Annotated in this window: 8 protein-coding genes and 1 pseudogene; all 9 read right to left on the reverse strand. The window is 63.6% G+C overall.

Annotated elements, in window-relative coordinates; translation table 11 throughout:
* Positions 1-354 precede the first annotated feature (354 nt).
* The gene (locus H3V53_RS18940) at positions 355-1,662 is read right to left on the reverse strand and encodes a glycosyltransferase WbuB (protein ID WP_336599292.1); all 1,308 of its coding nucleotides are present in this window, start codon (positions 1,660-1,662) and stop codon (positions 355-357) included.
* A gap of 113 nt (positions 1,663-1,775) precedes the next feature.
* Positions 1,776-2,918, reverse strand: coding sequence for a glycosyltransferase family 4 protein (locus H3V53_RS18945; RefSeq protein WP_336599293.1), 1,143 nt, complete (start codon positions 2,916-2,918; stop codon positions 1,776-1,778).
* Between the two features lie 103 nt (positions 2,919-3,021).
* Positions 3,022-4,077, reverse strand: coding sequence for a GDP-L-fucose synthase family protein (locus H3V53_RS18950; protein ID WP_336599294.1), 1,056 nt, complete (start codon positions 4,075-4,077; stop codon positions 3,022-3,024).
* Positions 4,078-4,082: 5 nt separating this feature from the next.
* The gene (gmd, locus tag H3V53_RS18955) at positions 4,083-5,210 is read right to left on the reverse strand and encodes a GDP-mannose 4,6-dehydratase (RefSeq protein WP_336599295.1); all 1,128 of its coding nucleotides are present in this window, start codon (positions 5,208-5,210) and stop codon (positions 4,083-4,085) included.
* Positions 5,211-5,273: 63 nt separating this feature from the next.
* Complete coding sequence (locus H3V53_RS18960) at positions 5,274-7,499, reverse strand: polysaccharide biosynthesis tyrosine autokinase (protein ID WP_336599296.1); 2,226 nt, start codon at positions 7,497-7,499, stop codon at positions 5,274-5,276.
* Positions 7,500-7,585: 86 nt separating this feature from the next.
* The gene (locus H3V53_RS18965; RefSeq protein ID WP_336599297.1) at positions 7,586-8,722 is read right to left on the reverse strand and encodes a polysaccharide biosynthesis/export family protein; all 1,137 of its coding nucleotides are present in this window, start codon (positions 8,720-8,722) and stop codon (positions 7,586-7,588) included.
* A gap of 55 nt (positions 8,723-8,777) precedes the next feature.
* Positions 8,778-10,163, reverse strand: coding sequence for an undecaprenyl-phosphate glucose phosphotransferase (locus tag H3V53_RS18970; protein ID WP_336599298.1), 1,386 nt, complete (start codon positions 10,161-10,163; stop codon positions 8,778-8,780).
* 68 nt (positions 10,164-10,231) lie between these two features.
* Positions 10,232-11,834: pseudogene (locus H3V53_RS18975) on the reverse strand (mannose-1-phosphate guanylyltransferase/mannose-6-phosphate isomerase).
* 71 nt (positions 11,835-11,905) lie between these two features.
* A complete protein-coding gene (locus H3V53_RS18980) occupies positions 11,906-12,907 on the reverse strand; it encodes a GlxA family transcriptional regulator (RefSeq protein ID WP_336599299.1) in 1,002 nt (333 codons plus the stop codon).
* Between the last annotated feature and the right edge of the window lie 585 nt (positions 12,908-13,492).

Below are 13,492 nucleotides of genomic sequence, written 5' to 3' on the forward strand. Positions count from 1 at the left end.
GGCTCCCAGCCCACAAAAGGTTGTTAGCACCTCGCCAACGAACCTGTCAATCGGCGCAGCCGCGTGAGAGAGACCACGAGCCGCCGCGACTTGCGACGTATAACAGCCCGTATAGCAATCGCGCGGGACGCGAGATTTTCAAGTCGCCCTGGTGAGCACGCACGCCGCCGATGCGCGGCGTGGAACGATCCAGCTCGCTGCGCGAACTCGCGCCTCGCATCTGAACGTCCTCGCCTCTGCCTTCGGCGCAAACACAAAGCGCCCCCTGCGAACTGTCTGCGTGCAGCTCGCAGGCGGGCGCTTCATTGCCTGACCCACCCGACGTATGAACCCGGCGTGCCGCCGGGCACGCCGTCATTCCAGTTCCGACTCCTCCACCCGCGTCGTCAAGATCGTGCCGTTCGCGAGCGGCGTCGTCACCGGCTTCGCTCCCGTTGCATCGTCGCCCGTCAGCGCGGCGAGTCGCGTGTCGAGCGTCAGCAGCGTCGAGAGCGGCGACAGCATCGTTTCCGCGTAGCGCCGTCCCGCTGCGCCGATCGCCGCGCGTTGCGCTTCGTCTGCGGCGAGGGCGGCGATTGCATCGACGAGCGCGCCCGTATCTTCGGGCGGCACGATCACGCCGTTGTTCACGACGGCTTCGTGCAGCGCCGTGCCCGGCCGCGCCATCGCGATCACGGCCCGGCCGCTTGCGAACATGCCCGTCAGCTTGGACGGCATCACGAGGTCGGCGGCATCGCTGCGTTGCGGCAACACGTGAATGTCCGCGACGTTCAGCAGCTCGTTGAGCGACGAGGCCGGCTGCAGCGGCAGGAAGCGGCAATTGCGCAAGCCCTCGCACCGTTTGACGAGATCGGCCCGCGCCGCGCCACTGCCGCAGAACACGAAGCTGATGTCGTCGCGCCCGTCGAATGCGGCCGCCGCAGCCGCCAGCGTTTCGATGCCCTGCTTCGCGCCCATGTTGCCCGAGTACAGCACGACGATATTGCGCTCGGGAATGCCGAGCGTCGCGCGGTAGTCGCTGACGCGGCCTAGCGGAAAGATATCGCGCGTATCAACCCAGTTCGGCAGAAACTCGGTTTTCCCGGCGTCGACGCCCTTGACGACGGCGCGCTGGACCATCTGGTTCGAAATCGACGACACGACGTCGAAGCGTCGCAGAACGAGCCGCTCCATCCAGTACGCGATGCGCGCGGCGCGCGCGCTTTTCACGAGGCCGAGATCGAACGCGGCATCGACTTCGTAGTCCTGGATATGCAGCCAGGCCTTCGCGCCCGTGACACGCGCGAGGGCGAGCGCACCCGGCGCGCAGGCCATCGTCGGCGCAATCAGCATCACGGCGCCCGGCCGCCACGCGGCCTGCCGCGCGAGCAGCGGCAGCGACGACAACGCGAACGACGCCAGATGCACCATCCGCTTCACACCGCTTTGCCGCGACGGCACCCATAACGGCGCGCGCCAGACGCGCACGCCGTGCACGGTGTCGCGGCGGTAGCGCCACATCGAATAACCATCCGCGACTTTCCAGTCGGGGTAGTACGGCGGCGCACACACGACCCGCACTTCATGACCGCACTCCGCCAGCATCTGCGCCATCTCGGCCGTGTACTTGCCCGCGCCCGACAGCTCGGGCGCGTAGTTGAGACCATAGATCAGGATCTTCATATTTGACATCCACGACGAGTATCCGCCATGCGAGCGCGCAGGGCGCTGCCCCCCAACCCCATCGCCCGGTGCGTCGCCGGCACGCTCGGCCGGCGACGCCCGTTCGTTCGATCTCAGGCCTCCAGCATCAGCGCGCAGCCGCGCGCAATGTTCGCGGCAGCGGACGGCGGATCGAAGCGCCGTATCACGTCCATGCAGCGTTGCGCCGTCCCGTGTGCATCGGCGAATGCTTCCGTCGCTTTCAGCAGCGTGCGCTGCAGCGCCGCCGTATCGCCCGCCGTGAACGCGTAGCCGCTCACGCCTTCGTGCACGAGTTCCGGCACGCAGCCGCAGCTCTCGCTGACGACGGTGGGACAGCCGTGCGCGAGCGACTCGTTGACGACGAGTCCCCAGGGTTCGCTGCGGCTCGGCAGCACGAGACAGGTCGCACCGTAGTATTCACGCGACAGCGGTTCGTCCTGCAGGCTGCCGACGAACGTGATCGAGCGGTCCATACCCAGCTCCGTCACGCGCTTGCGCAGGTCCGCCTCGAGCGGCCCCGTGCCGACGATGCGCAACTGCGGATCGGGCAGGCGCTTCGCGATTCCCGCGAAAGCGTCGATCAGTGTCGTAATGCCCTTCTCCTCCGACAGCCGTCCGACGAACAGGAACACAGGCGTATTGCCCGCGCGATAGCGCACGCGCTCGGCGAGCGCGCGCTCCGGCGAAAACGTGACGGGCAGCGCGGCCGCCTGACACGGAATGAAGATCTTGTCGCTCTTCGCGCCAAGCGACATCAGATACTCGCGGCTGCGCTCGCCGAATCCGAAATAGCCGTCACACAGCGAGAAGAACACGCGCTTTGGAATCGATGTGATCAGACGCTTGGGGCGATCGCGCCCCGTCGAATCGCAGAATACGGCACGGCGCTTGCCCGTCAGGATGCACGCGATAAGCATCGCCCAATACTCGGGGCGGTGATAGCCGGGCAGTACGATCAGATCGGATTTCGCTTTCAGCACTTCCCATACGAGGCGCGCCGTCAGACGCGCGCGCGGCACGTCCTCGTAGCAGCCGTCGAACAGCTTGTGCATGGGATAGCGGTGAAACGAATAGTCGACCTCGGAGAAACCGATGCGGTCGTGCTCCGTGTCTGCGATCTGCACCATCGAATAACGTATCGCGCCTGATGCCGAGATGTGATGCAACGCGGAGAACACGGCGCCCTTGTGCCGTGACCAGACCACGTTGTGAAAGATCGTGACTGACGCGTTCATGTTCTTGCAGTCCTCATGCGTTCAAAACTGGCGTTCTCCTGAAAAAGAACGGACGTCGCCCTTATCCCGGTCCCAAGCGACGTCCGTCACCAGGAGCGGTTCTTCAGGCGCGAGCGGCCATTGCCAACGAAGGGGCGCCAAACTGGGCTGCGGGCGCGCTCTCGCGTTTGTCCACCTGCTTGTCTGCCTGCTTGTCTGCGTGCTTGCCTGCCTGCTTGTCTCCGTACTTCTCGTCATACGTCGCGGCAAACTCGCGATACGTGCCGCCGATTCCTTCAAGCAGGCCGATGCTCGCGCGCCAGCCCATCTGCGCCAGTTGCGACACATCGAGCAGCTTGCGCGGCGTGCCGTCCGGCTTGCTCGCGTCGAACTTCAGCTCGCCCTCGAAGCCCACCACGTTGCAGATCGTCTCGGCCAGTTCGCGGATGCTCAGATCCTCGCCGACACCGACATTGAAGAGCCCCGTGTGCACGTCGTGTTCGAGCACGAAGAGAGTCGCCGCCGCCAGATCGTCGACGTGCAGGAACTCGCGCCGCGGCGTGCCGCTGCCCCACACCGACAGCGTCGCGTCACCGTTCAGGCGCGCTTCGTGCGCCTTGCGGATCAGCGCGGGCAGCACGTGGCTGTGGTTGAGGTCGTAGTTGTCGTTCGGACCGTACAGATTGGTCGGCATCAGCGCGACGTAACGCGTGCCGTACTCGCGGTTGTACGCCTCGCACAGCTTGAGGCCCGCGATCTTCGCGATCGCGTACGCGTCGTTGGTCGGCTCCAGCTCCGAAGTCAGCAGATACGACTCGCGGATCGGCTGCGGCGCCATCTTCGGATAGATGCACGACGAACCGAAGAACACCAGCCGGTCGACATTCGCGCGATACGCCGCGTGAATCACGTTGGTTTCGATCGCGAGATTCTCGTAGAGGAACTCGCCCGGCTGCGTCGCGTTGGCCAGAATGCCGCCGACGCGCGCCGCCGCGAGCAGCACGACGTCGATCTGCTCGCTCTCGAAGAAGCGGTTGACGGCCGCCTGATCGGTGAGATCGAGTTCGGCATGCGTGCGCAACACGAGATTTCGATAGCCGCTCGCCTCGAGCTTGCGCACGAGCGCCGAGCCGACCATCCCGCGATGCCCCGCGACGAAGATGCGTGCGTTCTTGTCCATGGGCGTCACTCGTGATGTTCCAGCGCCTTGAAGCCGGCCAGCGTGACGAGTGCATCGCGCCGCGCGATCTGGTAGTCCGACAGGACCATTTCCTTGACGAGCGATTCGAACGAGGTCGCGGGTTTCCAGCCCAGTTTCTGATGCGCTTTCGACGGATCGCCGAGCAGCGTCTCGACTTCCGTCGGACGGAAGTAGCGCGGATCGACGCGCACGATCACGTCGCCCGCCTGCACGCGCATCTCGCTGCGCTGGCGCCGCTCGACATGCTCGACGATGCCCACTTCATTGACGCCGCTGCCTTCGAAGCGCACCGTGATGCCCAATTCGGCCGCCGCGCGCTGCACGAATTCGCGCACGCTGTATTGCACGCCCGTCGCGATCACGTAGTCTTCCGGCGATTCCTGCTGCAGCATCATCCATTGCATTTCGACGTAGTCGCGCGCATGGCCCCAGTCGCGCAGCGCGGACAGATTGCCGAGATACAGCTGATCCTGCAGGCCGACGGCGATGCGCGCGATGGCGCGCGTGATCTTGCGCGTAACGAAGGTCTCTCCGCGCACGGGCGACTCGTGATTGAACAGGATGCCGTTGCACGCGTAGATGCCGTACGCCTCGCGATAGTTGACGGTAGTCCAGTACGCGAACAGCTTCGCGACGGCATACGGGCTGCGCGGGTAGAACGGCGTGGTTTCGCGCTGCGGCACTTCCTGCACGAGGCCGTAGAGTTCCGACGTCGATGCCTGATAGAAGCGCGTCTTCTTCTCGAAGCCGCAGATGCGGATCGCTTCCAGCAGGCGCAGCGTGCCGATGCCGTCGGCATTGGCCGTGTATTCGGGTTCTTCGAACGATACGGCGACATGGCTTTGCGCCGCGAGGTTATAGACTTCATCCGGTTCGACGCGCTGGATGATGCGCAAGAGGCTCGTCGAATCGGTCAGGTCGCCGTGATGCAGTTGCAGGCGCTGGTCCGGGTCGTGTACATCGCGATAAAGGTGGTCGATCCGGTCGGTGTTGAACAACGACGAGCGACGCTTGATGCCGTGCACCTCGTAGCCCTTGTCGATCAACAGCTCGGCCAGATACGAGCCGTCCTGGCCGGTGATGCCCGTAATCAAGGCAACCTTTTGAGTCATTGTATTCTCCTCATTGATGTCGTCGGGGCGGCCCCGCCGCCCGCCGGACAGGAATCGCGTTGTTTAGCCTGCGATACTTTCGTAACCGTAGTAGCCGCCGCGATAACCCGAGCCGATGAACGCGCCCGCCTGCGGTACGTCGGTCAACAACACCCCTTGCAAATTCACGCCGCCATTGCGCAGGCGCTTCGCGGTTTCCGCGAGCTCGCCGACGGGATGGCGACCATGACGAATCACGAGCAACGTCGTCCCGACGTGCTTGCCGATCACGGTCGAATCCGTGACGGCGAGGACGGGCGGCGTATCGATGATGATCAGGTCGTACTGCTTCTTCAGCTCGTCGAGCATGGTCTCGAAGCGCTTGCTCATCAGCAGCTCCGAAGGATGCGAAGGCAGCGAGCCTTTGGTCAGCACGTCGAGGCCGGGCAACACTTCGCGCTGGATCGACGATTGCAGATCGCCGCCGCGCAGCACATCCGACAGACCCGGCTGATGCTGCAGGCCGAAGTGCGAATGCACGTCGCCGCGCCGCATGTCGCCGTCGATCACCAGCGTGCGCTTGGCCGTCGAGGCGACGAGCGCTGACAGGTTCACCGACAGGAACGACTTGCCCGCATCGGGGCGCGAGCCCGTCAGCATCACGACGTTGTTCTGCACGTCGTCGACGGTCAGCTGCAGCGAGGTGCGCAGATTGCGCACGCCTTCGACGGCGATGTCCTGCGGCGCCTGTTCGGCGAGCACGTGCAGGCCGCGGCGGCGCATCATCACGTCCTGCTGCAGGCGCAATTGCTGTTCGCTGCGCGGCACGACGGCGAACACCGGCACGCCGAGCGCGGCTTCCAGTTCGTCCGGACGTTCCACACCGCCGTACAGCGACTTGCGCACGAACGCGAACACGATGCCGATCAGCAGACCACCGCCCAAGCTGATGAGAATCACGATCAGGCGCTTCGGACGCACGGGATCGTCGGGCGCTTCGGCGAAGTCGACGATGCGCACATCGCCGACCTGGCCCGCCTTCGCGATGCGCAACTGCTGCGCGCTGTTCAGCAGGTTCGTGTACAGCTCCGTGTCGACATGCACGTCGCGCAACAGGCGCAGCGCCGTCTGCTCGGTGTCGGGCAGCGTCTGCACGCTCTTGCCCATCTTCGACAGATTGCCCTGCAGCGCGGCGATCTGCGCGTCGAGCGCGGCGACGGCCGGGTGGTTCGCCGTGAAGCGCTGCGACATCTCCGCGCGCTGCGTCTGCAGATCGACGAGCTTGGTCTTGTTGTCGACGATCTGTTGCAGCAGCAGGCGGCTTTCTTCGCTCAGATCGACGGTGCCGTGCTGGTTGCGGAACGTGTTGTAACGCTGCTCGGCGGCGTCGAGTTCCTTGCGCAGTTGCGGCAATTGCTGGTCGAGGAACGCGAGCATGTGCTCGGCTTCCGACGAACGGCTTTCCACATCCTGCCGGATGAACTCGTTGGCCATGCTGTTCATGATGTCGGCCGTGAGCTTCGGATTCTGCCCTTCCAGACTCGCGCGGATCACACCCGATTGCAGCGTCGATTCCGCCACGTCCATCGACTTTTGCAGGCGTTCGACCGTGGTCAGCGTCGAGGCGCGCGTCAGTTCGTAGCGCGTGCCCGGTGCGCCGACCATTTCGTCGACGCGCAGCGAGATCGGGCCGGACGGCGTTTCGCGCACGACGTTCTCGCCGACCTTGCCTTCGAGAATCGCGACGCCGTCGGGATTGCTCAGCACGAAGTCGCCGTTCTGCCCTGCGACGAGCATGAAGTCCTTGTCGTACATGTCCTTCGCCGTGTCGAAGCGCGACACCTTGATGCTTTCGTCGCCCCACGCGTAGCTGGACAGCTGCATCGACGGCGGCAGCTTGATGCCCCACTTGCCGTTCATCAGCGGCGCGAGCATCCCGCCGATGAAAGGCAGCGTGTGCGGCCGCGCGGAGATGTCGAGGTGCAGCTTCTTGACGGTTTCTTCCGTGACGAGCCGCGACTTCATCAACTCGATCTCGGCTGCCGTCGACGGCTTCGTATCGAACATGCCCGTCAGCGGCTGCAGGCCGTCCTGCTTGTTGTTGTTCTCGGCCTTGTCGACCACGTGGAACAGCACGTCCGCGCGATAAACGGGCGTCGCCAGGAATGCATAGGCGGTGCCCAGCGCGGTGACGGCCAGCGTGATCAGCAGGATCGAGCGCCAGTTCGCGACGATGGCCTGCAGATAATCCGTCAGGTGCATCTCGTCCGGACTGACGTCCGTATAGCGATTGTCAAAGTTGATAGCCATTTGCGTGATCCATCAAGTACCGACAGTGTTGAAAGCGTTGCGTGCATGCACCCCGTTGCCGCACCACGCAACGCATGTCATGCCGCCTACTTCGCGAGCAGTGCCGCCGTCACGCCAGCGTTGATCGCAGGCAACAGCAGGTTCAGCACGCGGTTGAATTTCACGAGACCGTTGTTGTCGACGTACACGACGTCTTTCGGTTCGAGGTTGAACTGGTTCGCGAGCACCATCGAAGTCGGCGACGTCGCGTCGAGGTGGTAGATCTCGGGCTTCTCGCTCATCGAGTTGCGGATCACGAAGAGCTGCTTCGCGTAAGCCGTGTTCGGGTTCAGACTGCCCGCCTGCGACAGCGCTTCGGCCAACGTGAGCCGTCCGTCGCGCATCGGCAGGATCGTCGCCGGCTTGTTGACTTCGCCCATCAGATAGACGCCGTACTCGTCGCGCGCGCCGACCCGCAGCAGGTCGCCAGGTTGCAGATAGATCGAGGTCGGAACGCGGCCGCGCCGGATCAGATCGGGCACGTTGATCTCATACGTCTTGCCGTCGCGCGTGAGCTCGACGTGGCTCTGATCGGCATTCGGCGTGAAGCCGCCCGTGCGGTTGATCGCTTCCGTCAACGACATCGGAATGTCGTTGATCTGCGCCGGCCCGGGCGCGTGCACCTCGCCGTCCACATACACCTGCGACGAACGGAACGACGCGACGCGCACCGTCACTTCAGGCTTCGAATAGACGACGCTCAGCTTCTTGTACAACTCCTTTTGCACCGTGGTGGCATCTTTGCCCGCGACGTGCATCGTGCCCGCATACGGGAACTGGATATTGCCGTCGGCGTCGACGAGAAAGCCGAGGCCCGGGTCGCTCTTGTTGAGCTGCTGCGCCGGCTGGCCGAGCGCGGCCGCCAGTTCAGGGTGATCCCAGACCGTGATCTGCAGCACGTCGCCCGGCCCGAGCTTGTAGCTGGGCGCCTTCGGGCTGAAGAGCCCGGCGATCTGCTGGTTCAGTTCCGACGTCTGGCCCTTCATGTCGCGCAACAGCTTGAGGTTGATGTCGGTGACGGGAATCTGGACGTTCTGTTCAGGCTCGCTGCTGTACTCGCCGCCCGTTTCGGGCAGCGTGGGCGGCGAAACCATTCGTTGTCCGGGAACGATGCTGCAAGCTGAAAACACCACCGAGATCGACAGCAATAACGGGACGCATACGCCTGTTCGAATGCGATTCATGGCAGTTCCTCCTAACGAGGGAGCTTGGTCCTTTTTCATTGGCTTGCTCCCCGACTCAGTACGCGTTGGTATGAATGAAGCCTTTGACGATCGTGGCGCCGATGATCCGCATGTCGAGCCAGAACGTCCAATGCCCCAGGTAATACAGGTCATGCGCGACGCGCCGCTCCATCTTCTCGATGCGATCGGTTTCGCCACGAAAACCATTTATTTGTGCCCAGCCTGTAATACCCGGCTTGATCCGATACCGATGGATATAGCCGGCCACGACCTTCTGATACAGATCGTCGTGTTCGAGTGCGTGCGGGCGTGGCCCGACCACGGACATATCGCCGCGCAGCACGTTGAAGAACTGCGGCAGCTCGTCGAGACTGGTGCGGCGCAGGAACGCGCCCACCCGCGTGATGCGCGGATCACCCTTGGTCGCCTGGCTGACCTTGCCGGCTTCCTCGGTATGCACGCGCATCGAGCGGAACTTGTAGATCCTGAACACGCGGCCGTCCGCGCCCTTGCGCTTTTGCCGGAAGAACACGGGCCCCGGCGACGACACCTTCACGGCAATCGCAATCGCGATCAACAGCGGCGCGAGGCCGATGATCGCGCACGCGGCGAACACGCGGTCGAACAGCTCTTTCTTGAAGAGCGCGCGCGACGACAGCGGCGACGCGACCAGGTTGATGGCGGGCACGCCAAGCAGATCGATCACGCTGCTGGTGTCGAACAGGGCAAGACTGCGCACGTCCGGCATGAAGCGGATGTTGACGAGGTCGTTGCGAAACTCCGTGACGAGACGGAAGATCGTGCGCTCGTCGGTGAGCGACAGCGCGAGCCACAGTTCGTGCACGTCGTTGCTGCGCACGTAGTCGGCGAACGCCTGCTGCGAATCGAAGCAATTGACGCGCGGGTTGGTGAGCGGCGAATCCTCAGGATGCGTGTTGAGCACGGCCGTTGCGCGAAACCCCGTGGCCGGCTGCGATTCGATGCGGCGCAGGATCTGGTCGCAATGCCCGCCGCTGCCGACGATCGCCACCTGATGCAGGTTCCAGCCGGCGCGGCGCGCGCGGGCGAGCACGGCATGCGCGATCAGCCGCCACGCGATCAGCAGGCCGCCCGCCATCGCCGTCCAGTACGCGAACCACAGCCGCGACACGATGTCGATGCGATGCAGCGAATACATCAGCGCGAGCGCGCAGCCCTGCACGACCACCCACGCGAGGGCAACCTGTCCCGCGAGTGCGAGCTTCGAGCGGCCACGCCACGATGCATAGACGCCGAACGCCGGAAACATCGCCAGTGCGAATGCCGCGGAGAAGAGAACGAACGCGTCGTAGAAGCCGCGCTGTGAGAATTCGTCGAAGCGGATCTGCGATGCGACGACGGCGCCCAGCAGAATCAGCGCCACGTCTGCGACCCGCGCGAAAAAGTCCTGTAAGTCCCGCATATCGTTCACCCTGCCATTCGTCGTTCGTTACCTGTCGTTCGGGTGGTGCGTGCTGCGACGCCGCGGATCTAGCCCGCGGCGCGAGTCGGGCTCTGCCCCGCGCCCTGACTCTCGCCCTGCCCCTGTTGCTGGCTGTCGGCCGGCAACTGGCTTTGGGTCTGCGTTTGCCCGCAGCGTCCGTAGGTGTCGTCGAAGCGCACGATGTCGTCTTCGCCCAGATACGAGCCCGACTGCACCTCGATGATCTCGAGCGGCACCTTGCCCGGGTTTTCGAGCCGGTGACGCACGCCGAGCGGGATATAGGTGGACTCGTTTTCCGTCAGCAGGAACTGCTCTTCGCCGCGCGTGACGAGCGCCGTGCCGCGCACGACGATCCAGTGCTCGGCGCGATGGTGATGCAGTTGCAGCGACAGCTTCGCGCCCGGCGTGACGACGATGCGCTTCACCTGGAAGCGGTCGCCGTGATCGATCGAATCGTAGAAGCCCCACGGACGGCGCACCTTGCGATGCGCGTCGGCTTCGGGCGCCTTCTGCGCCTTGATGCGCGCAACCAGGCCCTTGACGTCCTGCACGCGCGAGCGATCGGCGACCAGCACGGCGTCCGCCGTTTCGACGACGACCACGTTCGTCGTACCGACGCACGCGACGAGCCGCCCTTCCGAATGCGCATAGCTCGACACGGCGCCTTCGAACATCACGCGGCCGCGCGCGACGTTGCCGTTTTCATCCTTGGGCTGCGCGGCCCACACGGCATCCCACGAGCCGAGATCGGACCAGCCCGCGTCGAGCGGCACCACGACGCCCGCGGAGGTCCAGCCTGCCGAGGCATTCAGGCGCTCCATCACGGCGTAGTCGATCGAGTCGGCGGGCGAACGCGTGAACGCGTCGGCGGCGGGCCGGAACGTCGTGCCGTCGAACTTCCCTTGCACGAACGACGCGAGACACGCGGCGTGCATGTCGGGCTGCAGCGATTGCAGCGTCGCGAGCCACACGCTCGCGCGCACGATGAAGATGCCGCTGTTCCACCAGTACGAACCCTGCGCGACGTATTGCTTTGCCAGTTCGGCAGCAGGCTTTTCGACGAAGCCGTCGATCTCGCGCGCATCGTCGTCGAGCTTCCTGCCGACGCGGATATAGCCGAAGCCCGTTTCGGGCGCGCGCGGCGGCACGCCGAGCGTCGCAATCGAGCCGCGCTGCGCATGGCGCGCGGCAACCTGAAGCGCGCGCTGCAGCGCGCGCACGTCGCGCAGCGTGATCGGCGGGCATCACGACGAGAATCGCGTCGTCGCCGTTCGCGCAGGCCAGCGCGGCCGCCAGCGTAAGCGCGGGCGCCGTGTCGCGGCGCGCCGGTTCGACCACGAGCCGCGGTGTGCAGCCGTTGCACGTCAACTGCTCGGCGATCACGAAGCGATGCTCCTCGCCGCACACGACGATAGGTGCGTTCGACACTTCCCAACCCGCCGGGAAACCTTCCATCCGGTGCACGGTGTCCTGCAGCAGCGACTCCGAGCCGACGACGCCGATCAGCTGCTTCGGGAAGTTCTCACGCGACATCGGCCACAGCCGCGTGCCCGAGCCGCCCGCGAGTATCACGGGCACGATATGCGTACAGTCCGGCAATGGGTTGCCCGGCGCCGACGCATTCGTCGGATTGTTCTCGTCGACTATCATTTATGTACTCCTTAATGTCTGCTTTTGACGGCGAGGCATGACGATCCGAATGGTTCTCGTTTCGTGCGCGACTAGATGCCTGCCTCGCGCCGGGTTTTCATCCGGTATTCCGTCGGCGAGACTTTCATTCTTTTGCGGAAGATCTTGGCGAGGCGGTCGCCGTTGCCCATGCCCGTGCGCCGCGCGATCTTGTCGACGGGCAGTTCGGAGTCGGTCAACAGGCTGCAGGTAATCGCAAGACGTGCGTGCAGCAGGTAATCGGAGGGCGTCACGCCCACTTCCATCTTGAAGCGGCGCAGGAAGTTGCGTTCGCTCATCGCGGCCACCTGGGCGGCATCGGCGATGGAGATCGAACGCTGACAGTTTTCCTGCAGCCAGCGCGCCGCGGCGCGCACCTTGTCGGCAGGGCTCTTGCCCGTGCTGTCGCCCAATAGTGACATCAGGCTGTCGCCGGCGTCGGGCATCAGGCGTTCGGCCACATTGCGGGCGACGTCGATGCCGAGATCGCGCTTGATCAGCATCAGCGCACTCTTCATGGATTCGAGACGGTCGTTCGCTTCGCTGCCGTTACGTTCGTCCTGCTCTTCGCGCACCGTGTAGCTGCCGAAGTCGCGCTGCGCCGAGCCGTTGATGCAGGCCGCGTCGAGCAGCGAGCGACCTTCGCCGATAGGGCGCACGGTGCTCGTGTTCGCATGCACGCGACGCAACCACGCAATGAGCCGTTCGTCGCGGGCCGCGCTGCGCGCGCCTTTGCCGCCCGCCACGAACAGCGCATCGAAGCCCATGTAATGGCGCGCGTCGAGTCCGTCCGTCCAGACGCGAATGGATGACGAGCAGGTGATATTGCCGCCTGCCGCGGAGAGAAAGCTGACGTCGTAAGTCCAGCCGTGACTGGCGGATGCGGACAGTTCGTTTGCTGCGTGAAATACCTCGGCGACGATGCCTGCGCCAAGGAGGGAGCATCCGTCGAACAGCAGAATTGCAATGTGGCGAGTGGCGGTCGCGTAGTGCGCACTGCGCTCAGGCGCTCGTACCCAGCCGACCATCGGAGATTCCAGACTTGCATACGCCATGACTCTTCCCCCTTGCCCTTTCCGGCGTGGAAAGAAACAGATAAATGCATGCGATGTGCAGTGCATCATACGCATTAAAAAAACAATCCCGGCGGCTACTGACTGAAACTGACGATGTATTGGCGTATTCGGTCCGATGGACGAACAAAGCCTTTCAACCCGGATTTCGGCAATCAGCAAAGCCGATTATCGCGACCCGAATTCCCTTGCCAATTTCAACATCTCATAAGACGAACGAGATACCGTCAAACATCACGCCAGGCCTCGTACAAAGCGTTACAAATTGTTGCAATAGCCATTTCCTCATATCAAATGCGCAGCAATTTTTTCGGTTTTACAATTCGCCCTGCAATAGTTACTTGTAACGGATCGCTTATAACCGGAATTCGGCGCAAATAGTCATTCCAATTATGTGAAATCAAAGCTTTATTGATATGATGAAATCTCGCACACAAGTGCACGAATTAGGAATTATAAGAAAGCCAAAGGCAATCCGAATAATTTCTTCTATTTCTTTTTGAGTTCCCCCATAAATAAATCGATTAATGTTTCAAACGCGAAACACCAGGCACTGCAAGAAGTCGC

The sequence above is a fragment of the Paraburkholderia bengalensis genome, from assembly GCF_037126505.1.
Classification (GTDB): domain Bacteria; phylum Pseudomonadota; class Gammaproteobacteria; order Burkholderiales; family Burkholderiaceae; genus Paraburkholderia; species Paraburkholderia bengalensis.

Excerpts from the sequence above, each read along its gene's own strand:
- H3V53_RS18940 (WP_336599292.1), bottom strand. The coding sequence starts at position 1,662 with ATGAAGATCCTGATCTATGGTCTCAACTACGCGCCCGAGCTGTCGGGC.
- H3V53_RS18945 (WP_336599293.1), bottom strand. The coding sequence starts at position 2,918 with ATGAACGCGTCAGTCACGATCTTTCACAACGTGGTCTGGTCACGGCAC.
- H3V53_RS18950 (WP_336599294.1), bottom strand. The coding sequence starts at position 4,077 with ATGGACAAGAACGCACGCATCTTCGTCGCGGGGCATCGCGGGATGGTC.
- gmd (WP_336599295.1), bottom strand. The coding sequence starts at position 5,210 with ATGACTCAAAAGGTTGCCTTGATTACGGGCATCACCGGCCAGGACGGC.
- H3V53_RS18960 (WP_336599296.1), bottom strand. The coding sequence starts at position 7,499 with ATGGCTATCAACTTTGACAATCGCTATACGGACGTCAGTCCGGACGAG.
- H3V53_RS18965 (WP_336599297.1), bottom strand. The coding sequence starts at position 8,722 with ATGAATCGCATTCGAACAGGCGTATGCGTCCCGTTATTGCTGTCGATC.
- H3V53_RS18970 (WP_336599298.1), bottom strand. The coding sequence starts at position 10,163 with ATGCGGGACTTACAGGACTTTTTCGCGCGGGTCGCAGACGTGGCGCTG.
- H3V53_RS18980 (WP_336599299.1), bottom strand. The coding sequence starts at position 12,907 with ATGGCGTATGCAAGTCTGGAATCTCCGATGGTCGGCTGGGTACGAGCG.